The sequence below is a fragment of the Catellatospora tritici genome (genome assembly GCF_019083965.1).
Lineage (GTDB): Bacteria > Actinomycetota > Actinomycetes > Mycobacteriales > Micromonosporaceae > Catellatospora > Catellatospora tritici.
In genome coordinates, this window is record NZ_JAHRCY010000031.1 from 51,917 (window position 1) to 71,467 (window position 19,551).

Annotated in this window: 18 protein-coding genes and 1 pseudogene; 10 read left to right on the forward strand and 9 right to left on the reverse strand. The window is 73.8% G+C overall.

From position 1 onward, the window contains the following. Nucleotides 1–2: 2 nt before the first annotated feature. From KUA19_RS38385 to KUA19_RS38415, 7 genes are all read left to right on the forward strand, one after another. The gene (locus KUA19_RS38385; protein ID WP_217404258.1) at nt 3–722 is read left to right on the forward strand and encodes an urease accessory protein UreF; all 720 of its coding nucleotides are present in this window, start codon (nt 3–5) and stop codon (nt 720–722) included. Beyond that, nucleotides 712–1,422, forward strand: coding sequence for an urease accessory protein UreG (gene ureG, locus KUA19_RS38390; protein WP_217404260.1), 711 nt, complete (start codon nt 712–714; stop codon nt 1,420–1,422). The genes KUA19_RS38385 and ureG overlap by 11 nt, the downstream gene beginning before the upstream one ends. Nucleotides 1,423–1,434: 12 nt before the next feature. Then, nucleotides 1,435–2,154 carry an urease accessory protein UreD gene (locus KUA19_RS38395; protein ID WP_217404262.1) on the forward strand — a complete coding sequence of 240 codons (720 nt, stop codon included), beginning with the start codon at nt 1,435–1,437 and terminating at the stop codon, nt 2,152–2,154. A gap of 200 nt (nt 2,155–2,354) precedes the next feature. Further along, nucleotides 2,355–3,494: an AAA family ATPase gene (locus KUA19_RS38400; protein ID WP_217404264.1), complete on the forward strand. Its 1,140-nt coding sequence runs from the start codon at nt 2,355–2,357 to the stop codon at nt 3,492–3,494. Further along, a complete protein-coding gene (locus KUA19_RS38405; RefSeq protein ID WP_217404266.1) occupies nt 3,491–3,898 on the forward strand; it encodes a bpX5 domain-containing protein in 408 nt (135 codons plus the stop codon). The genes KUA19_RS38400 and KUA19_RS38405 overlap by 4 nt, the downstream gene beginning before the upstream one ends. Beyond that, on the forward strand, nt 3,895–5,559 hold the full coding sequence (locus tag KUA19_RS38410) for a hypothetical protein (protein WP_217404268.1): 1,665 nt from the start codon (nt 3,895–3,897) through the stop codon (nt 5,557–5,559). The genes KUA19_RS38405 and KUA19_RS38410 overlap by 4 nt, the downstream gene beginning before the upstream one ends. Beyond that, a complete protein-coding gene (locus KUA19_RS38415) occupies nt 5,556–8,195 on the forward strand; it encodes a bpX6 domain-containing protein (protein WP_217404270.1) in 2,640 nt (879 codons plus the stop codon). The genes KUA19_RS38410 and KUA19_RS38415 overlap by 4 nt, the downstream gene beginning before the upstream one ends. Nucleotides 8,196–8,202: 7 nt before the next feature. Here the strand turns inward: KUA19_RS38415 and KUA19_RS38420 are convergent, their stop codons facing one another. After that, nucleotides 8,203–10,320 carry a tetratricopeptide repeat protein gene (locus tag KUA19_RS38420; RefSeq protein WP_217404272.1) on the reverse strand — a complete coding sequence of 706 codons (2,118 nt, stop codon included), beginning with the start codon at nt 10,318–10,320 and terminating at the stop codon, nt 8,203–8,205. Continuing rightward, complete coding sequence (locus KUA19_RS38425; protein ID WP_217404274.1) at nt 10,317–11,186, reverse strand: hypothetical protein; 870 nt, start codon at nt 11,184–11,186, stop codon at nt 10,317–10,319. Before KUA19_RS38425 ends, KUA19_RS38420 begins: the two co-directional genes overlap by 4 nt. 192 nt (nt 11,187–11,378) lie before the next feature. Between KUA19_RS38425 and KUA19_RS38430 the strand changes: the two genes are divergently transcribed. Next, nucleotides 11,379–11,843: a hypothetical protein gene (locus KUA19_RS38430; RefSeq protein ID WP_217404276.1), complete on the forward strand. Its 465-nt coding sequence runs from the start codon at nt 11,379–11,381 to the stop codon at nt 11,841–11,843. 48 nt (nt 11,844–11,891) lie between these two features. Here KUA19_RS38430 and KUA19_RS38435 read toward each other — a convergent pair whose 3' ends face one another. Then, a complete protein-coding gene (locus KUA19_RS38435; protein ID WP_217404278.1) occupies nt 11,892–13,175 on the reverse strand; it encodes a fibronectin type III domain-containing protein in 1,284 nt (427 codons plus the stop codon). A gap of 391 nt (nt 13,176–13,566) precedes the next feature. Here KUA19_RS38435 and KUA19_RS38440 point away from each other — a divergent pair, with 391 nt between their 5' ends. Both KUA19_RS38440 and KUA19_RS38445 read left to right on the forward strand, forming a co-directional pair. Beyond that, nucleotides 13,567–14,373 (forward strand): hypothetical protein, encoded by an 807-nt coding sequence (locus KUA19_RS38440; RefSeq protein WP_217404280.1) that lies wholly within the window; start codon nt 13,567–13,569, stop codon nt 14,371–14,373. A gap of 142 nt (nt 14,374–14,515) precedes the next feature. Then, on the forward strand, nt 14,516–14,866 hold the full coding sequence (locus KUA19_RS38445; RefSeq protein ID WP_217404282.1) for a hypothetical protein: 351 nt from the start codon (nt 14,516–14,518) through the stop codon (nt 14,864–14,866). A gap of 168 nt (nt 14,867–15,034) precedes the next feature. Here the strand turns inward: KUA19_RS38445 and KUA19_RS38450 are convergent, their stop codons facing one another. The 6 genes and pseudogenes from KUA19_RS38450 to KUA19_RS38470 all read right to left on the reverse strand — a co-directional run bounded on the left by KUA19_RS38450 (nt 15,035) and on the right by KUA19_RS38470 (nt 19,545). After that, nucleotides 15,035–16,189, reverse strand: a complete 1,155-nt coding sequence (locus KUA19_RS38450) for an LLM class flavin-dependent oxidoreductase (RefSeq protein WP_217404284.1) — start codon at nt 16,187–16,189, stop codon at nt 15,035–15,037. A gap of 4 nt (nt 16,190–16,193) precedes the next feature. Next, nucleotides 16,194–16,964 (reverse strand): acyl-CoA dehydrogenase, encoded by a 771-nt coding sequence (locus tag KUA19_RS38455; RefSeq protein WP_217404286.1) that lies wholly within the window; start codon nt 16,962–16,964, stop codon nt 16,194–16,196. Between the two features lie 82 nt (nt 16,965–17,046). Continuing rightward, nucleotides 17,047–17,562 (reverse strand): ATP-binding cassette domain-containing protein, encoded by a 516-nt coding sequence (locus KUA19_RS38460; RefSeq protein ID WP_308167886.1) that lies wholly within the window; start codon nt 17,560–17,562, stop codon nt 17,047–17,049. Between the two features lie 29 nt (nt 17,563–17,591). Continuing rightward, a pseudogene (locus tag KUA19_RS45265) lies at nt 17,592–17,741 on the reverse strand (ATP-binding cassette domain-containing protein); the annotation flags it as partial. After that, nucleotides 17,738–18,580, reverse strand: coding sequence for an ABC transporter permease (locus tag KUA19_RS44830; protein WP_308167887.1), 843 nt, complete (start codon nt 18,578–18,580; stop codon nt 17,738–17,740). The gene KUA19_RS44830 and the pseudogene KUA19_RS45265, both read right to left, overlap by 4 nt. Next, the gene (locus KUA19_RS38470) at nt 18,577–19,545 is read right to left on the reverse strand and encodes an aliphatic sulfonate ABC transporter substrate-binding protein (protein ID WP_217404288.1); all 969 of its coding nucleotides are present in this window, start codon (nt 19,543–19,545) and stop codon (nt 18,577–18,579) included. The genes KUA19_RS44830 and KUA19_RS38470 overlap by 4 nt, the downstream gene beginning before the upstream one ends. Between the last annotated feature and the right edge of the window lie 6 nt (nt 19,546–19,551).

The window sequence follows — 19,551 nt, forward strand, 5'->3', positions numbered from 1 at the left end:
CCATGGACACCGCGTACCTGCTGCTGTCCGACGGGCGGTTCCCGAGCGGCGGTCACGCCCACTCCAGCGGGCTGGAGGCGGCGGTGGCCGCCGGTCGGGTGACCGACCTGGCCGGGGTGACCGCGTTCCTGCGCGGCCGCCTGCACACGGCCGGGCCGGTCACCGCCGCCTTCGCCGCCGCCGCCCACCACGCCGCCCGCTCGCCCTCCGGGAGGTTGGGAAGGGGCCCTTCCACATCAGATAACGATAAGAAGGTGCCCTTCCTTACTCAGTTGGATGGGGAGTTGGAGGCGCGGACGGTGTCGCCGGCGCTGCGGCTGGCGAGCCGACGGCAGGGCCGGGCGCTGCTGCGCGCCGGTCGGGCGACGTGGCCGTCGGAGCTCTACGCCGCCCTGCCGTCGCATCCGGACGGACCGCATCAGGCGATCATGCTGGGCGTGGTGGCGGCCGCGGCGGGGCTCAGCGCCGAGCAGGCGGCGCAGATCGCGGTGTTCCAGGTGGTCACCGGCCCGGCCAGCGCGGCGGTGCGGCTGCTGGGGCTCGACCCGTACCAGGTGCAGCGGCAGTTGGCGCTGCTCGCACCCGACTGCGACGCCGTCGCGACGGCCGCCGCCGCGCTGGCGCACAAACCGCCCGCCGAACTTCCGTCGCACAGCGCCCCGCTGGCCGACATCTCCGCCGAACTGCACGCCACCTGGGAGGTGCGTCTCTTTGCGAGTTGACCACGACGAGACCGTTCCGCACACCCACCCCGAACCCGGGGTCGACCCGCACCCGCCGCTGCCCGTGCTCGACCGCGCGGTGCGCGTCGGCATCGGCGGGCCGGTCGGGTCGGGCAAGACAGCGCTGGTCGCGGCGCTGTGCCGGGCGCTGTCGACCGAGCTGCGGCTGGCGGTCGTCACCAACGACATCTACACCACCGAGGACGCCGACTTCCTCAAGCGGGCCGGGGTGCTCGACCCGGAGCGGATCATGGCGGTGGAGACCGGCTGCTGCCCGCACACCGCCATCCGGGACGACATCTCCGCCAACCTCGACGCGGTCGAGGAACTGGAGCAGCGGCTGGGCCCGCTGGACCTGGTGCTGGTCGAGAGCGGCGGCGACAACCTCACCGCCACCTTCAGCAAGGGCCTGATCGACCAGCAGATCTTCGTGGTGGACGTGGCCGGGGGCGACAAGGTGCCGCGCAAGGGCGGGCCCGGGGTGACCACCTCCGACCTGCTGGTCATCAACAAGACGGACCTGGCGCCGCTGGTCGGGGCCGATCTGTCGGTGATGGACCGCGACGCCCGTGCCCGTCGCGGCGACCTGCCGACGATCTTCCTGTCGATCTCGCAGGACAAGCTGGCCACACCGGTCGCCGACTGGGTACGCCACCTGGTCGCGCACAGCCGTGGCCACGACCACGCCCTGGCGCACTGAGGTGGTGCGCTGATGCGGGCACTGGCCCGGGTGACCGCTGTGGCCGACAGCCGCGGCGGCACCCGGCTCGCGCAGGTACGCGGTGAGCCGCCGCTGATCCTGCGGCACACCCCCGCCCCGACCGGCCCCGCCGTGGTGCACCTGGTCGGGGCGGCGGCCGGACCGCTGGCCGGTGACGACCTGCGGCTGGAGGTCGAGGTCGGCCCGGGGGCCGCGCTGCGGCTGCACAGCGTGGCCGCATCGGTCGCGCTGCCGTCACGCGTCACCGCCGCGTCCCGGTTGACGGTCACGGTGACCGTCGCCGCCGGGGGCAGCCTCGACTGGCTGCCCGAGCAGCTCGTGGCGGCACGTGGCTGCAACCACGTGTCGGCGTCGACGGTCGAGCTGGCCGAGGGCGCGCGCCTGGTGTGGCGGGAGGAACTCGTCTGCGGGCGGCACGACGAGGCACCCGGCGACGCGGTGATCGAGACGTCGGTGACGTACGCGGGGCGGCCGCTGCTGCGCCAGTCCATGGCCATCGGTCCCGCCTCGATCGGCTGGGACGGACCGGCGGTGCTCGGCGGCGCCAAGGCCACCGGCTCGCTGCTGCGGGTGGCGCCGGACGAGCCGATGCCCGCGGCCCGGACCGTCGGCCCGACCGCGGTGCTGGTGCCGCTGGCGACCGGACCGGCGAGCCTGGTCACCGCAACCGCACCCGACGCACACACGCTGCGCGCCTACCTCGGCGGCTAGCCGGCCGTCCCGCGCCGACCCTGACCGCGGCGGCATCGGGCCGGACGGTCCGGTGTGGTCGACCGGACCGCCCAGCGACCAGTGGCTCGACCGGAGGTGGTGGTCGTGCCGGGCGGGAGGCCGCCGCCCGTCGGCTCCGGTCGGTGCCGGTGCCGCATCGCGCAGCGGAGATCCGATGATCGATTCCCTATACTCCCCCGGTGACCCTCACCCCCGCTGAGCAGGTTTCCGACGACGCGCAGGCAGTCCGGGCCGCCATCACGGCCGCCCGGTCGTCGCTGGTGGAGCGCGAGCTGATCGCCGAGGTCGTGGCGCTGTGCGCGGTCGCCGGTGAACACCTGCTCGTCGTCGGCCCGCCCGGCACCGCCAAGTCGGCCGCCGTCCGCGCCGCCGCGACCCAATTGGGCGGGGCGTACTTCGAGTACCTGATCGGCCGGTTCACCGAACCGAACGAGATCTTTGGCCCGGTCGACCTGCGGCGACTGCGCGACGGCGTGATGGCGTACGAGACCGCGGGCATGCTGCCCACGGCCGAGATCGCGTTCCTCGACGAGGTGTTCACGGGCTCCACCGCGATCCTCAACACGCTGCTGGGCCTGCTGAACGAGCGGGTGTTCCGCCGGGGCGCGACCGAGGTGGCCAGCCCGTTGCGGGTGTGCGTGGGCGCCGCCAACACCCTGCCCGACGACCCGGCACTGCTCGCCTTCGCCGACCGGTTCCTGGCCCGCCTGTACGTACGCCCGGTCTCCGACGCCGGGTTGGAGGAGCTGCTCGAACGCGGCTGGGGCGGCTCCGACGCACCGCTCGGCCCCGGGGTGATGGCCGCGGTCGACCGGCTCGCCTCGGCAGCGCGCCGGTGCGAGCTCGGCCCGGTGCGGCCGCTGCTGGCCACCGCGCTGCGCCGCCTGCGTGAGGCGGGCATCGGGTTGAGCGACCGGCGCGCGGTGCGCGTCCAGCGCCTGGTCGCGGCCGCGGCGGTGCTCGATGGGCGGCAGGCGGCCGGTCCGGCCGAGCTGTGGGTGCTGCCGCTGGCCGCGCCGACCGAGCAGGATCAGGAGCGGGCCCGGCAGGTGCTCGCCGACCTGCTGGCGTCCTCGGTCAGCGGCACGCTCGGGCACGCGGCGGAGGAGTACTCGCGCGGCCCGCTGGCCCGCGCAGAGCGGCTGGCCGCCGCCGGACGGCGCCTGCTGGTGCAGCTGGACGGGGCCGCGCCGACGCGCGACGACCGGCTGCGGTTGGAGGCGACGCTACGCGAGATCGACGCCGGGTTTGCCGCCGACGACCTGCCTGAGCAGCTGCGAGACGTACGCGGACGGCTCGTCGACCTGGTCGCGCCGTGACCGTCGGCCTGGCCGTGACGGCGTGGCTGCCCCGGGAGCCGCCGCTGGTGCCGGCGGCCGTGCTGGCCACCGGGTCGGCGGTCGCGGGGTTGGCCGCGCGGGTGCAAGAGCATCCGGCCGCGGCGAGGCTGCGTGCCGGTGCCGGTGCCGGTTGGCTGCTGGTCCTCGGCGATCAGGGCGACCTGCCGTGGGCACCGCAGGTGCGCTACCTGGGCTGGGAGTCAGGGGTGCTGCTGCCGACGATGCTGCGGCCCGACGTGCCGCCCGAGCTGGCGGCCCGGGAGGCGCGCCGCCGCTGCCGCGAGGATCTGGTGGTGCTGCTGCCCGAAGCGCTGCTGGCCGGACCACTGCCGCGCGGGCCGGTGGACCTGGCGCGGCTGCGCGCGCTGGAGACGGCCCGGTGACCGGCCTGCCCGCCGCGCTGGCACCGTGGTCGGAGCAGCTGTCGGTGCTGTATGCGGACGTGGCGGTGGCGCTGGGCCCATGGGTCCGCCGGATCACCGGGCTGATCGCCGCTGACGATCTCGCCGGGGCTGACAGTGGCGAGCCCGACGGGTACGACGGCCTGTCCACGCGCGGGCACCCGGACCGAATGCTCGCCTCCGAGTGGCTGCTCGCCACGGAGCTGCCCGAGGAGTTCCTGCGCCGCGCGGTGACCGGGGAACTGACATACCTGGCCCAGGCCGCCCGGCAGCCCGCACCGTCGGGCAGCGTGGTGGCGGTCGTCGACTGTGGACCCCGGCTGTGGGGCGCGCCGCGCCTGGCGCAGTTGGCGACGCTGCTGGTGCTGCACCGGCGCGCGACCGAACAGGGTGCGGCGTTCGAGCTGCGCGTGCTGCGCCCGGATGGGGCCGCGACGTTCGGCGGCCCGCTCGACCAGGTGGTGCGCGCCTTGGTCAAGGCGCGTGAGCATCAGCTCCCGGACCCGGCCCGGGTGCGGGCGCTGTTGGCCGACCTGCCGGAGCAGACCTGGCTGCTGACCGCGCCCGGCGCGACGGCCGAGGTCGGCCATCGACGCACGGTGACGTACGAGGAGGGCACCTGGACCGACTCGGGCGTCGCCGACGTGCGGGTCGGCTACGCCGGGCGCCGGTTCGCCCTGGCCCTTCCCACGCCGGAGCTGGCGGTCCGGGTGCTGCGCGGCAAGGGTTTCGCCACCCCGCGCCAGGTTGGGCCCGCGGCGGCGACCACGAAGACCGACCGTGCTCCGTTGCGTCTGCCGGTGTTCCCCGACACCGGCAGCACGCTGCTCGCACGGGGCGGCGACGACCGCACGATCGTGGCGGCGCCGGTGCTGGACGGACGGATGCGCCAGCATCGGTTCACCGGTCCGGTGGTGACCGCGTGGCGGCAGGGCCGCCGGGTGCTGGCGCTGGTGCACAGCCGGGACGGCCGCCTGTGCCTGGAGATCGCGGGAAAGCCGCTGCCGGAGCTGACCGCCGCTCGGTGGTCGACCGACGGCCTGCCGTGCGATCCGGACGGTCCGCTGACACCGGTGTATGTCCACGAGCACGCCGTGTTCGCCGAGTTCGTCGCGGGCCGAGCGGGTTTCCCGCACCATCCGGGCGGCGACCGAAGCTGGCGGCGGTTGACGGCCGCGGGTGCCGTGGAGCCGACCGACATCGTCGCGGCACGCTCACGGCCCGGCGTCGCCCCGTTGTTCGCCCGGCGGGTCGGCGAGCGCCTGCGCATCGACGGCCGACCGGAGCTCACCTCCCCGGCGATCCTGGCACCGGACGAAGCGGGGGCGTTCGCCTGGACCTACGACGGGGGCGTGCGCTGGCAGACCTTCGGCGGACACGAGTTCGGGTCGGTCGGCGGCGACGTGCTGGGCGTGACCCTGATCCGCGGTGAGCTGTCGGCCGTCGCGCTGTCGTCCGGCGGTCACATCGTGCGGCAGGTGACCGAACGCGCCACCCGTACACTGACGCGCTGGTCCTTCGGCGGGCCCCGGCCCTCGCTGCACCCCAGCCGTCCCTGGCTCGCGGTCACCCGGCCGGACGGCACCGTCGCCGTGGCCGACCTGGACACCGACCGGGTCCTGCGGGAATGGCGGCTGTCGTGACCACCTACGTGACCGCCGTGGGCTTCGTGCTCGACCCCCGGCTGATCGGGTCGGCGCAGGCGTGGTCCCGGGTGGCCGAGCTGTGGCAGCCGGGGACGGTGCTGCGCGAGCTGCATGACGGACGCTGGCTGCTGGAGCTGGGTACGCCGGTCCGGGTGCGCGGCGACCGTGCCCTGGGCGAACCGCTGACCGCCCGCGGCGGCGGCCTCGCCGGGTATGGAGTGGACGGCAGTCCAGGGCCGCGGGAGGTGCTGTTGGCGCACGGCGTGCGACACCGGCTCGACGAGCTGCCCGAGATCGAGGTGGGCGTGGACCTCGGCGAGGTGACGTCGTACCGGCTGGCGCCCCTCGATGTCCCCGCTCCCGAACCGGATCCGCTCCCGGAACCGCCCCAGCCGACGGTCCGGCTGCGCGCGGCGGCGGGGGTGCCCGCCGCACCGACCGGTGTCCCGCGCGGCGGCACCCGGGTCGTTCGCGCCGTGAACGCGCTGTTCGTGGTGTCGGCCACGGTTGTCGCGATCGTCGTCGTCGTGGCGGTGGCCGGGCTCGCGGTGAGCATGGTGGTGGCGGGCGGCGTATCGCCGGGACTGGTCGCCGCGATCGTGGTGGGACTGATGTTCGGCATCGTCCGCGCGGTCCGCCCCGAACCGGTCGGAACCGACCAGGCGACCGGCCGGGCGAGCGGCCAGGCGACGGGCCGGACGAGCGGCGGAAGGCGGCGCGACGGTGCGGGTCGTGAACCGCTGTGGCGGCGTCTGGCCGCGCGGCTGACGATGCTCGGACCGGCCGGGGCGATGCTGCGCCGCCGGCATCTCGCCTACCTGCGGCAGGTGCACCGGGCGTTCGCCGCGCGGGACTGGGAACGGGCGCTGCGCGCGGCCGTACCGCTGGGCGGGCTGAGTCAGGCGCTCGCGTTCGGACTGCCGCGCGGCTGGCAGGGCGTGCTCGCGGCCACGCCCGAAGGCCGCACCGGCGGGCGCGGGCTGGCCGTCGCCAACATCGACGACTTGTTCGGCGGGGTGTATCGCGAGGCGGCCGTCGCACTGGAACGCGCCGGGGAGGTCGACAAGGCCGCGTACGTGCTGGCCGACCTGCTCGACGCCCCGGCCGAGGCAGTGCAGTTGCTGGAACGCCATGATCGGTTCCGCACCGCCGCCGAGCTGGCCGAGGGGCGCAAGCTGGAGACCGCGCTCGTGGTGCGCGCGTGGTGGCGGGCCGGGGACCGTCGTCGGGCGGTCGACATCGCCCTCGCGCGTGGCGCGTTCGCGCAGGTACTCGACCGCCTCGGCCCGGCCGATCCGGCCCTGGCGCGGGAGCTGCGCACCGCGTGGGCACGGTCGCGCCGCGAGGCCGGGGATCCGCTCGGCGCGATCGCCGCCGCCTGGCCCGACCCGTCGCTGCGCCCGGCCGCCGTCGCGGACATCCAGGCCGCGATGGCGACCGGCGGCCCGGTCGGCGCGGCGGCCCTGGCCTATCTGCTCAGCCTCGACCCGACAGCCGCCGAACCCGCGCTGGCCCTGTTGGAGCGGGAGGATCCGGCGCTCGATCCGGCGCGTTCGGCGTTCCTCGACGTCTTCGGGACGGTGCGCGCCGCCACGGCGTCGGCCGACCGCAGGATCGCCACCGCGGCTGTACGTCGCCTCACCCGTGACGGCACTCTCGCCAACGGACGCCGTACCCGCGACGCGCTGAGCGACCGGGCCGACGCGCTGGCCGTCGCCGACCTGCCCCCGGTGGCCGTCCCGCCCGCGCGGCAGGCACTCGCCCTGCCCATGCCGTCGGGCCGAGCGGGACAGCTGCCCGTGCACGACGCCGTCGCGCTGTCGAACACGCTGGTCCTGCTCGCCCACGGTGGCCACGGTCTGCGGCTGGTTCGCCCCGACGGGCGCGTCGTCGCCCGCTGGGACGTGCCCGCACACCGGCTGATCCCCGCCGACAGCGGCACGCACGTGCTCGTGGCCTCCGCCGCCGAGGGCGCCACCGAGCTGCACCGCCTCGACCTGGCCGCCCGAACCGTGCGGCGGTGGACGACGTTGCGCGCCCAGCGGCTGCCGTCGTCATACGACGGCCATCAACTGACCTACGCCGACGGCGACGGCATCGTGTTCGCCGCCGTCGACGGGCCGCCCCGCGTCACGTGGCGTGAGCTGGACGGCCGGCACCCGCTGCACCTGTTCGCACGCTCGGCGACCTCGATGGCGGCGCTGGTCACCCCGCCCGGCGACCGGCGGACCGAGCTGTGGCAGTGGGACCTGCCCCAGGTGATGCTGCGCCGACGGCCGCCGGTGGACCTGGACGGCGTCCACCAGGCGGTGCTGCTGGCCACCGGCGAACTCGTCGCCCAGTTCGGCGGCCGGGTCCGGATGCTGCGCGAGCACCGCTGGAGCGAGCTCAGCACCAGGGGCGACGAGGTCACGCTGTACGGAAACGAGCGGGTGTACGCCCTCGTCGACGGCGACCGGATCTCCGTCGGCGCCGGCAGCGGCGAGCTGGTCCAGCTCACCGCGGTCGCCGGGCTGGGTGGGCTGCACGCCCACCGGGGCCGGCTCGCCGTGTGGGACCAGGAGGATCGGGTGCTGGTCGTCGACACCGAGGCGGGTCGGGCGCTGGGGGCGTTCCCGACCCGTCCGGGCTGACCCGGCTTCAGTACACGAACCGCAGCCGGGTCATGAGCTGTCCCAGTTCCCCGGCGGCGCCGGTCGGCATCCGCGCCGACACGGTACGCAGCATCCCGTCGGCGGCCAGTGACACCCACACGATGCCGTCCTCGGTGGGTGACACGCGCAGGAAGCGGGCCGTCCCGGGCAACGAGTTGATCTGCTGCTCGGCGGTGCCGGTGACGGTCGCCTTCGCCGACATCGCCCGCATCAGCCGGTCGGCCACCTTCCCGACGAGCTGTCCGCGCTCGACGTCGGTCTGGTACCCGCCGGTCAGCGGCACCGACCGGATCGACAGACGGCGCAGCCCGTCCGGTGCGGACAGGTCGACGGCGCCGCTGACGGTGTCGGTCAGCTGCCAGGTATCCGGCCGGCACAGCTCGATCCCGCCGACCCAGTCGCCGTACGGCTTCATCGTCAGCGGGGACTGCTCCTGTCCGACCACGGTCGCCCCGAGCAGCCGCCCGTCGGCGTAGAAGCTGACCCGATACTCCCCCGAGGTACGGCAACCGGACATGAACAGCGTCACCTGGTACGGCATGAACTGCGCCGACTCGTCGGCGATCCAGGCGGTGTGCACGCTCTGGTTGGCCAGCTCGCTCCACCCCTGCACGCCCTGCGCCCGATGGTTGACCACCACGGACACCTTGGCGCCACGCGGGATGTGCCGCAGCTGGTAGCGCACCGTGAGGATCGAGCCCGCCGAGGTAGCGCCCAGCCCCGAGATCTCCGCGGTCGGGGCGGCCACGGCGTTGCCGGGCACCTCCATCTCGGCCTGGGACGCCACCGTCATCGCCTGTAGGCGGCGGACCGCGGGTTCCAGGTCGGGCTGCTGCCCGGCCAGCGTCTCCAGGGTGGCCCGCATGCTGGCGAAGGTCTCGCGCCGCTCCTCGAGGTAGGGCCGGGCCCGGGTGACCTCCAGACCGCGCCGGAGCGTGTCGGTGGCCGCGCCCTCACGTCGCTGCCCGAGCAGGGCGAGCGTGAGGTTGATCCACGGAATGGGCAGGTTCGCGTTGCGCGCGATGGCCTGGCGGGAGTAGTCCTCCGACCGCCGGTAGTCCTCCAGGTGGAAGTAGATGGCGCCGAGGCCGGCCGTGGTCGCGAAGTCGTCGCCGCCGAGGTCGATGGCGTGCAGCAGGTCGGCGGCGGCGGCCTCGCGGGCCTGCTTGCTGCTGGCGCTGAACACGAACGTGGAACTCTGCCCCTCGGGGCTGTCGGCGAGCTGGCGGGCCTGGGCACGGCGCTGGTAGGCGATGGTGTAGTCGCCGTACGCGGCGATGGCCCGGCTGTAGTCGGCGACCGCCTGCACGAAGTCGCGCCTGGCGGCGGCGTGGTCACCGGCGATGACCGCCGCGATGGCCGCCTCCGGCACCCGGTCGGCGGGCTGCACCGCCACCACCACGCTGGTGGCGGTGCAGGCCGTCACGATGACGACGGCGGGCCAGATGAGATAGCGCCGTACCCCGGGTGCGACGGTCAGGGCCAGGCCCAGCAGGGTCAGCGCGACGGCGAGCAGGGTGACCACGGCGATGTACAGGTCGGACTTGTCACCCCAGGCGCCGGCGTGCAGCTGCGCGGCCTGCTGGCGCAGCGTGGCCGTGTTGGGGCCTTCCATCAGCTCGTCCCACAGCCGGTCGTGGCGCCGCTCGTAGGCCGCGTCGGTCAGCACCTTGGACACATCGGTGACCTTGGTGGCGGCCGCGCGCCAGGTCTTCGCGTCGGCGGCGGCCTTCGGGTCGCCGAGCAGCTCCGCGGTGATCTCGGCGATGTCGCCGCGCCGGGCGATCGTCGAGACCTCCATGTAGTTGGCGGCGTCCTCGTAGAAGGCGTCCTGGGCGCTGTTCTGGTCGGCCAGGGCCAGCACCGAGGAGCGCTGCGCCTCGCGTCCGACGGTGGCCTGCCGGGCACCCGCGTCGGCCGCCGCGAAACCGACCAGCCCGCCCAGCAGCGCGATGAGCGCGACCGAGACGGCCAACCGTCGCTTGAACGCGGTGTCGAGTTCGTGGTCGAACTCGGCGTCGGTGGGCTCGGGATCGGTGGGCTCGAGGTCGAGGTCGGGCACGGCGTCTCCGGAGGCGGTGGGGTACGGGTCGGTGCCGGTCATACAGCGGCGACCACGGCGGCGGTGACGGCGCCGAGATATCCGAGGGCGGAGACCATGAGCAGGGCGACGCGGACCGGTCGGCGCCGGGCGACGCGGGCGAAGGTGAGCAGCACCACGACGCCGAGCAGGCCGACGACGCTGATGTTGAGCCGTCGCGAGATGTCACGTTGGGCGTCGGCGCGGGCGGCGGTGGCGTCGGGCTGGGCGTCGGCGATCGCGAACAGGTCGAACTGGTGCAGCGCCGCCTGGTACTGCGCGTCGGTGTCGAAGCGCGTGGTCGCGTCCGTGCCGTGCAGGAACTGGTCGATACCGGTCCGGATGCGGAAGCTGCGCGCCAACTGCCGGGCGACCTCGGCCTCACGCGGATCGGTGAGTTCGCTGACGTCGGCGTCGGCGAGCATGTGCCGGTACCGGGTGGCCATGCCGCTGAAGGCGTGCGTCTGGGCGCGGGCGGAGGTCAGCTTCTGGTGCACGAGCACGGTCTCGATGACGGCCTGCTGGTCGAGGTCGGCGGCGGCGGAGTCGCGCTGCAGCGAGAAATAGGTGACGGTGGCGCCGGTGATGGTGGCGACGCCGATCGCGATGGCGACCACCAGCTCGTGGCGCCGGGACGTCCGCGCGGGCGGGCGCGGTGCTCGACGCTGCGGCCAGCGGCGCTGGGCGACGACGCGGTGCATCGTGGGCGCGGTGGTCGACGGCGGTTCGGCCACGGTCCGATCGGGCGGCAGCACAGATTCGGTCGGGTCGAGGGGCAGCGCGGCGGTCGCGTCGAGCGGATCGAGGGGCAGCGCCGCGCCCTCGACGGCGGGTGCTGGACTGGGTTGCGGTGCGCGGGGCAGCGGCTCGGGCACGTCGTCGGCGGCCATACCGGAAGTCAACGGGGCGGCGTCGACCGGGGCAAGTGGACGATCCAGCGGTCTTGGCAGCCGGAAGTATCACGGCCGGGTCGCCCTGGAGTCAGTGCTGGTCCGCCGCAAGCACGACGACGTCATGTTCGGCCCGCTGACCACCGACCGGGTGGCCTAGGCCGCGGAGCAGCGCCCACGGTCACGGGCCGGGTGCAGGTGATCCGCAGCCTGCACAGCCAGTCGCTGGGCTACGGCTTCTTCGCCCCCGGCACCCGGGTCGCGCCACCGGCCGCCCCGACCAGCATCAACGACCTGGTCGAGGGCGGCACGCTGGCCTACCACGTGACCGTCCGGGACCGGCTCAAGGTGCTGCTGTTCGGCGGCACCAACTTCGTGGCGCGGGAGCTGTCCGGGCTACGCCCCGACGTGGTCGCCCTCTGCATGACCGACTACAGCTCGCTGCATCATTACCTGGAGCGCCTGCTGACCGTCCTGGGTGGCCCCAGGTACGTCATTCCGGTGCACCACGACGACATGGTCACCGGGTACGACGACCCGAACCTGCCCGCCACGGTCGACCGTACGGCCGCCACCCGGGTCAGGGATGTGGTCCGCGCGCTGGGTCTGCGTACCGAGGTGATCGAGGCTGAACACCTGCGACCGCTGCTGTTCTGACGCCCCGAGGTGACCGCCGCCGGCAGCGGCGGTCACCTCGGACGGTTCTCACGCAGCGCCGTCGCCCTCCGGGTCCTCCGGCGCCTCGAGCGGGGACGGTTCCGTCGTCGGCGACGCCGACTCGCTGGGCGTCGGCGGCTCCTCCGAGGGTGATGGCGGCGGTGACGGCTCAGCGGACGTCGGCTCGATCGGCGACGGCGCGGCGGGCGACGGCGACGGCACTGGCGGGGACGCCGTCATGGCCGTGATCTGGTTGCTCAGCCCCGACTGCAGCCCAGCGGCGTTACAGGCCACGATCGCGAACGTGTACGACGTCCCGGGCGCGAGGCCGTCGATCGTCACGCTGGTGGCGCGGGTCCAGCCCACGAACTGGCCGTCGCGCAGGATGCGGTAGTAGGAGACGCCGCCCGTGCCGCCGTCGGCCGGGGCGGACCAGGCCAGCCAGATGGTGTGCTCGTCGGCGGCGACGGCGGTGAGGTTGGTCGGCGCGGACGGCGGCACCGGCGCCGCCGGCGAGGGCGCCCCCGGTGCCGCGCTCGCCGGGGCCGACGGACTCCAGACCGGTTCCGGCGTCGGTTCGCCGGTGATCATGGGCATCGGCTGCGGGCTGGCCGTGGGCGGCGCGGTCGGCAGCTGGACGGTCGGGGCGCCGGAGCTGGCCGCCACGACCCCGGCCGACAGGGCGGGCATCGGCATCCCCGCGGGCACCCCGGTGTGCCCGTCACCGCCACCCGATCCGTTGACCAGCAGCAGGACGACGACCGCAGCCGCGGTGACGGAGACCGCGACCACCGCGAGCAGCGTACGGCGCCGACGGGGTCGAGGCGTCGGGACCGACTCGGCCGTCGGCGCGGCGGCGCGTGTCGACTCCACGATCGGCGTCCGCACGGTCGTGGTCATCATGGACCGGACCGACGCCGACTCGGCCGCGCCGACTTCGAGCGCGGCGAGTTCCGCCGACGCGGTCGGGAAGTCGGGCACGGCGTCGACAGCGGCGCGCGCCGCCAGCCAGCACGACGTGGCCAGCTCCAGATTGGTCTTGCCGTGCACCGGGTCGCTGAACGCCACGATGGCGGGCAGCACCACCTGTTCCCAGGCCTCGGCCGGTAGGGCGAGTCCTTGGCGCAGCGCGGTCCAGGTCTGGGTGAACTCCCGCCGGCCGACCTCCACGGCATCGATCCGGCTGTCGTGGTCGGCCGCGTCGAACTGGTCCAGCAGTCGCTGGTGCACCGCGGCGACGTCTCGCCCCGACGTGATGTCGGACAGCATGCGCCCCAGTTCGAGGACGAGCTTGCGCGCCTGCTGTGCTGATCCGGGATGCGGCTGGCCCATCCCTGCCTCCCCTGACTGTCCTGTCCCGGCGTGATGAGATTCGATCCGGAACGCGCTGACGGTACGCTGCCGTCGCGGCGGGCACTTGGCCGGGACGGCAGCGTATCTTCAGCCATCCCGTGTCGACCGTGGCGCCACCGTCCCGGACCGACACGCCATACCCGATCACGAAACGGATGTAACCCTCCCGTCCATCCGGACGGTGCCGCCCGTGGTCGGGCGTTTCCAGGTCACGGGCGGATCCGTCATCCACTTGCGCATCGGATGCGTTGGGTCGTGCGGCGAACGACCGATCGTGGACCGTTCTCCCATGTCGCCGAGGTGACATCCGAACATCGAGGCATGTCGCAGACTGGGGGCTCGAAGCCGTTGTCCGCATGAAGGGTCCACCGTGAAACCTGTCTCCCTGCTGTCCGTACTGGTGCTGGTCGCTGTCGGCGGCCTGGTCGCGTCCAGTCCCGCCGCCGCGCTCGACGGGCCGCCCACGGCCCACGTGCAGCCGCGGTTCGGACTGTCCAGAGCGTCCACGGTCACCGTCAGCGCGTCGGGCCTGCCCGCGCACACCGAGGTCGCGGTGGTTCAGTGCGATGTGGAGACCTATGACACCGGCGACGGGCTGGTCGGCTGCCCGGCCGTGTGGACGGTGACGACGTCCGCGACCGGCAGGGCCTCGGTGCAGCTCAACCCGCGTGACCCGGTCTACCGCAGCCACGAGTACGGCGACCCCAGCCCCGTCTACTGCCGGGCCGACAGCTGCCGGTACTTCTTCGAGTGGACCGACGGGGCGGGGATGCACTCCGTCGGCACGGACGTCATGCACTTCACCGGCTCTCCCGCGACCATCGCCGCCGCGCCCGCCGCGGGGCTGGCCGACGGGCAACGGGTCACGGTGACCGGAACGGCCAAGGGTTCCACCGGCCGGTACGTCACGATCGTCGAGGCGAGCTGCTTCCAGATCATCCAGGGCAGCGGCTGCGGCGGCGCGCTGCCGCTGGCCACGGTCCCGCTGCGGGCGGATGGCACGTTCCGCGTCACGGTCGCGGTGTACCGGTTCCTCAGCGACGGCCAGGACTGCGTCGGCAACTTCTTCGGCTGCGCCCTGCACGTGGTGGCGCTCGGCCCGGACGGGCAGCCCGACGACAGCTTCGGCGTGAGCGGCATCGGGCAGCCGAGCGCCGTGCTCGAATTCGCGGCCTGACCCGAAGCCCGCAGGCATCGCCACACTCTGGCCGCGCGACCGAATCGACCGCGCCGACAGCCGGAAGCGGGCCGGCACCTCCCGCGGGTGCCGGCCCGCTCGACCCTGGATTACATCGTCATCAATCGATATCGTACGGGGCATGACCCGATCACACACCCTGATCCGGCTCGCCACCGTCGCGCTCCTGGCCACCGCCGGAGTGGTCCAGGCCGCACCCGCCCAGGCAGCCGTGCTGGCCGTCGACGTGACCTGCGAATCGCTCGGCCACTACGCCGTGCTCTGCGAGCGCACCATCACCGGCGGCGTCGGCCCGTTCAAGACCCGCTGGTACTACAACGGCAACTACTTCTCCTCGCAGGACGACAAGGCGTTCACCAACTGGTCATGTTCGACCACCAGCGGCAACCAGTACAAGGCACTGGTCGTCGACGCGCTGGGCGCGTCCGCCACCGACACCAGCGGCGTCGGCTGCCGCAGCGGCAACCCGTAGCCACCGCGCGGTGGCGTCCGCAAGCTCTGGACGCCACCGCGTCTGTTCGGGCGTGGAAGCCGACACTCGGACGCCGGCACCAGCGGTCGCGCCGCAGCGCGGGCGGCCCGGCGGCCACCGAGCCGCCCGGCGGGCTGCGGTGCCGGGTGTCGGCGTCGGAGTCACCGGTCAGCGGGACCCGCCCACGGCAAACGGGACGTCCGGCACTTCGTCGGCGCCTCCGCCGAACGGATGCCGCCACAGACCCCGCGCCCGCAGCAGCGAAAGCACGCCCTCGCCGAACCAGTACGCCTCCTCCACGTGCGGATGCCCGGACAGGATGAACTCGCTGATCCCCAGCTCCGCGTACTCGGCGATGCGGTCGGCGACCTCGGTGTGACTGCCGACCAGGGCCGTGCCCGCGCCCCCGCGCACCAGGCCCACGCCCGCCCAGAGGTTGGGCGCGACCTCCAGCCGGTCGCGGCTGCCGCCGTGCAGCGCCAGCATCCGCTTCTGCCCCTCGGACTCGCTGCGGGCCAGGCCCGCCTGCACCCGCTCGATGTCGGCGTCGCTGATGCCCGCCAGCAGCTTGCCCGCCTGCGCCCACGCCTCCTCGGCCGTGTCGCGGGTGATCACGTGCAACCGGATGCCGTAGCGCAGCTCGCGGCCCTGCTCGGCGGCGAGCTTGCGCATCCAGTCCAGCTTGGCCGCGACCTGCGCGGGCGGTTCGCCCCAGGTGAGGTAGACGTCGGAGTGCCGGGCCGCCACCGGTCCGGCCGCGGCCGAGGACCCACCGAAGTAGATCGGCGGCACCGGGTCGGGCACGCGCGGGATGGTCGCGCCCTCCACCCGGATGTGCTCGCCGTTGAAGTCGGTGCTCTCACCGCGCCACAGCGACCGCACCACGTGCAGGAACTCGTCCGCGCGGGCGTAGCGGGCGTCCTTGTCCAGCCAGTCGCCGTACGCCCGCTGCTCGTGCGCCTCTCCACCGGTCACCACGTTGAGCAGCAGCCGCCCGTCCGAGTGCCGCTGGAAGGTCGCCGCCATCTGCGCGGCCAGCGTCGGCGACAGCAGCCCCGGCCGGAACGCCACCAGGAACTTCAGCCGCTCGGTCGCCTCGGTCAGCATCGCGGTGGACAACCACGCGTCCTCGCACCAGGCGCCGGTGGGCGTGAGCGCGCCGACGAAACCGAGCTGCTCGGCGGTGCGGGCGATCTGGCCCAGGTACGCCCGGGTCGCGGGCCGAGAGCCGGATGCCACCCCGGCGGGCAGCCCGTGACCTCCTCCGACGATGAACCGGCTGTCGCCGTAGGTGGGCAGGAACCAGTGGAAGGTGAGACTCATCGGGTCACTTCTCTCGATCGCGGGGATACGGCGCGGGACACCGCGCTCCCGGGTATGACGGCTCGGCACGGGCGGGCTCCGGGCCGGACGGGATGACCTGGCTGCCCGGAACCAGCACGTCGCGCAGGTGGACGGTCACCCCGACCCGAGTGCGACGGTTCGCGCCCTGCCAGTGGCCGAGGACGTCGACGCCCGGCGAGCCCGCGGGCACATATGCCAGGTGGATGCCGCCGTCGTCTCCGCACGTGGGCACGGCGATCCAGTCGGCGAGCCAGGTCGAGGCGCCGCCGCGCTCCGTCCCGTCCAGCCGGTAGCGGCAGGGTCCGTCGACGGTGAGCCGGGTCGCCGCCGGGTGCGCGTCGACGCTGCCGTGGCGGCCGCCGATGCGCCTGCCCGCGAGCACCTCGGCGAAGAAGAACACCTGCTGGGCGGTGCTGCCCCGGCGGCGCAGCGCCTCGACGTGGTCGAGGTGGCACCGCAGGCTGTCGGCCAGTCCCCGGTCGGCCGCGGCCAGCAGCCGGATCACCTCGGCACCGACGAAGTCGCCGACATCGGCTCCGCCGTGCGCGGCGGGCACGGTGATGGCGAGCAGACCGCTGGCGCGCAGCCGGTCCTGACCCGCGCGTGGTTCCTGGCGCACGGCGAGTTCGCCGCCCAACTCCAGCACGACGGCCAGCGATTCGGCCTCGTCGCTGATGACGTGGGCGCGGCGACCGGAGGCCGCCTGCCCGGAGCTGGAACAGGTCGAGGTGGAGCCTGCGCGACGGTGGGCCATGGTGCCTCCTGAACTGCGGATGATCGCCTTTGCCGGGGTGCGACCCGCGCCCGCCGGGGGGCGGGGCGGCGGGCTGCCTCGTTCAGACCGACACGCCCAGCCGCCCCAGCAGGTGCCGTCGCAGCGCGCCGAAGGCCGGGTCGTCGGGCGTACGTGGATGGGTCAGCGGCACCTCGACCGATTCGACGAGTTGGCCGTGTTCGAGGACGACGGTCCGGTCGGCCAGCAGCAGCGCCTCCTCCACGTCGTGGGTGACCAGCAGCGCCGCGAAGCCGTGCTGCTCGTGCAGCCGGGTGAGCAGCTGCTGCATCCGCAGCCGGGTGAGGGCGTCCAACGCGCCGAACGGCTCGTCGAGCAGCAGCAGTCGCGGTCGGCGGACCAGCGCGCGGGCGACGGCCACCCGCTGCGCCTGGCCGCCGGACAGTTCGGCGGGCCAGGCCATACCGCGCCCGTGCAGGCCCACCTCGTCCAGGGCGGCCACGGCCCGGGTCCGGACGTCGGGGCCGGACAGGCCGAGCGAGACGTTGTCGACGACCCGCTTCCAGGGCAGCAGGCGGTGCTCCTGGAAGACCACCGCGAGGTGGGTCGGCCGGTGCACGGTGCCCGCGGCGTCGGGGTCCAGTCCGGCAGTACGCGCAGCAGGGTGCTCTTGCCGGAGCCGCTGCTGCCGAGCAGCGCCACCACCTCGCCCGGCCGGATCGTGAGGTCGACGCCGTCGAGCACGACGGTGTCACCGAAGGCCCGCCGCACACCGTCGGCGGTCAGCACCGGGGTCAGGTCGCCTTCAGGCCGCGACGCCATGTCAGGGCCCTCCTTTCGGCAAGGCGCAGCAACAGGTCCGACAGCAGTCCCAGCAGCGCGTAGATGACCAGGCCGAGCACCACGATCTCGGTCTGCATGAAGTCGCGGGCCTCCATCATCAGGAAGCCGATGCCCGACTGGGCGTTGACCTGTTCGCCCACCACCAGGCTCAGCCACGCTGAGCCGATGGCCAGCCGCAGGCCCAGGAACAGCGAGGGCAGCGCGCCGGGAAGCACCACGTGGCGCAGCCGGGCGAGCTGTCCCAGTCCGCAGGTGCGGGCGGCTTCCACGAGGCGTTCGTCGATGTCGCGGATGCCCGCGTAGGTGTTGAAGTAGATCGGGAAGAAGCTGCCCAGCGCGACCAGGGTGATCTTCAGTTCCTCGCCGATGCCGATCCAGATGATGAGCAGGGGCACCAGGGCCAGGTGCGGCAGCATGCGGGCCATCTGCACGGGTGGGTCGATCACGTCTTCGCCGAGGCGGAGCAGACCGGCGACGGTGCCCAGGGCCACGGCGAGCACCGCGCCGATCGACAGGCCGATGGCGGCTCGGTGCAGGGAGTCGAGCAGGTGGGTGGCGAGGGTCCCGTCGGCGGCCAGGGTGTATCCGGCGCGCAGCACGTCGCTGGGCGCGGGGAGTTTCTCCGGCGGCAGCAGGCCGGTGCGGGCGGTGGTCTCCCATACCGCCAGCAGGACCAGTGGGGCGACCGCGCGCTGCCAGCGGCGGGGGCCGCCGCGAGCGGGCGCGGCGGGCGGGGCGGCGTCGTCGAGGGCCGGGACGGCGGCGGGGGCCGCCGTCCCGGGTATGGCAGTCACTTGAGCACCTCGGCGAAGCGCCCATCGACGCGCGACTTGATGTCGATCTTCTCGGGGATGAGCTTCAGTTCGGCGAACCCGTCCGCGATGGCCTGCAGTTCGTCGCCGATCTCCGGGGTCACGGCGGCCAGCGGCTGGGCGCTGCGGGACAGGGCCCGGGTGGTGACGTCCAGTTCGATCTTCAGTTCCGGCGCGAGCACCGCCGCGCGCTCGGCGGGGTGCGCGATGCCCCAGTCGGTGACGGTCCGGTACTGCTGCAGGAACTCCCGGATCTTGTCGGTCTTCTGCTCCAGCGCGCCGGGGTCGACGAGCAGGTACTCGCGATTGGAGGCGAGACCGGTGGCGTCCTCCAGGACCGCGACGCCCGGCTGTTCGGCCAGCGCGAAGTACGGGTCCCAGATGATCCAGGCGTCGACCTGGTCGCTGTCGAACGCGGGCCGGGCCTCGGCGGGCTTGAGGTACTTGACCTCGATGTCGTCCAGGGTCAGTTTGTGCTTCTCCAGCAGCTTGACCAGCAGCCAGTTGACGTTGGAGCCCTTGTTCAGGGCGACGGACTTGCCCTTGAGGTCGGCGAACGAGGTGAAGCCCTTGGCCTGCTTCACCAGGACCGCCTCGCCCTTGGGCACCGGCGCCGAGGTTCCGATGATCTTGAAGTCGACCTTTCCGGCCGCGGCGAAGATCGGCGGGGCCTCGCCGGTCTGACCGAGGTCGATCGACTTGGCCTTCAGGCCCTCAGTCAGCGCGGGGCCGCTCTCGAACAGCGACCAGGTCGCCTTCGGGTCGGCGGCGTTGCGCGCCTTCACCAGGCTGAGGCCGCCGAAGCGCTGGTAGCCGATGCGCAGCGGCTGCCCGCCCGCGGCGGCGGGCTCGTCGTCACCGCAGGCGGAGAGCATGGTCGCGGACAGGGGCGCCGCAGCGAGCGCAGCCAGCAGGGTACGGCGGGACAGTCGGGGCAGGACGGTCATGAATGG

What these genes read in the sequence shown, in the direction of transcription:
- KUA19_RS38385 (WP_217404258.1), top strand. Translation starts at nt 3, where the DNA reads ATGGACACCGCGTACCTGCTGCTGTCCGACGGGCGGTTCCCGAGCGGC.
- KUA19_RS38395 (WP_217404262.1), top strand. Translation starts at nt 1,435, where the DNA reads ATGCGGGCACTGGCCCGGGTGACCGCTGTGGCCGACAGCCGCGGCGGC.
- KUA19_RS38420 (WP_217404272.1), bottom strand. Translation starts at nt 10,320, where the DNA reads ATGACCGGCACCGACCCGTACCCCACCGCCTCCGGAGACGCCGTGCCC.
- KUA19_RS38425 (WP_217404274.1), bottom strand. Translation starts at nt 11,186, where the DNA reads ATGGCCGCCGACGACGTGCCCGAGCCGCTGCCCCGCGCACCGCAACCC.
- KUA19_RS38435 (WP_217404278.1), bottom strand. Translation starts at nt 13,175, where the DNA reads ATGGGCCAGCCGCATCCCGGATCAGCACAGCAGGCGCGCAAGCTCGTC.
- KUA19_RS38445 (WP_217404282.1), top strand. Translation starts at nt 14,516, where the DNA reads ATGACCCGATCACACACCCTGATCCGGCTCGCCACCGTCGCGCTCCTG.
- KUA19_RS38450 (WP_217404284.1), bottom strand. Translation starts at nt 16,189, where the DNA reads ATGAGTCTCACCTTCCACTGGTTCCTGCCCACCTACGGCGACAGCCGG.
- KUA19_RS38455 (WP_217404286.1), bottom strand. Translation starts at nt 16,964, where the DNA reads ATGGCCCACCGTCGCGCAGGCTCCACCTCGACCTGTTCCAGCTCCGGG.
- KUA19_RS38470 (WP_217404288.1), bottom strand. Translation starts at nt 19,545, where the DNA reads ATGACCGTCCTGCCCCGACTGTCCCGCCGTACCCTGCTGGCTGCGCTC.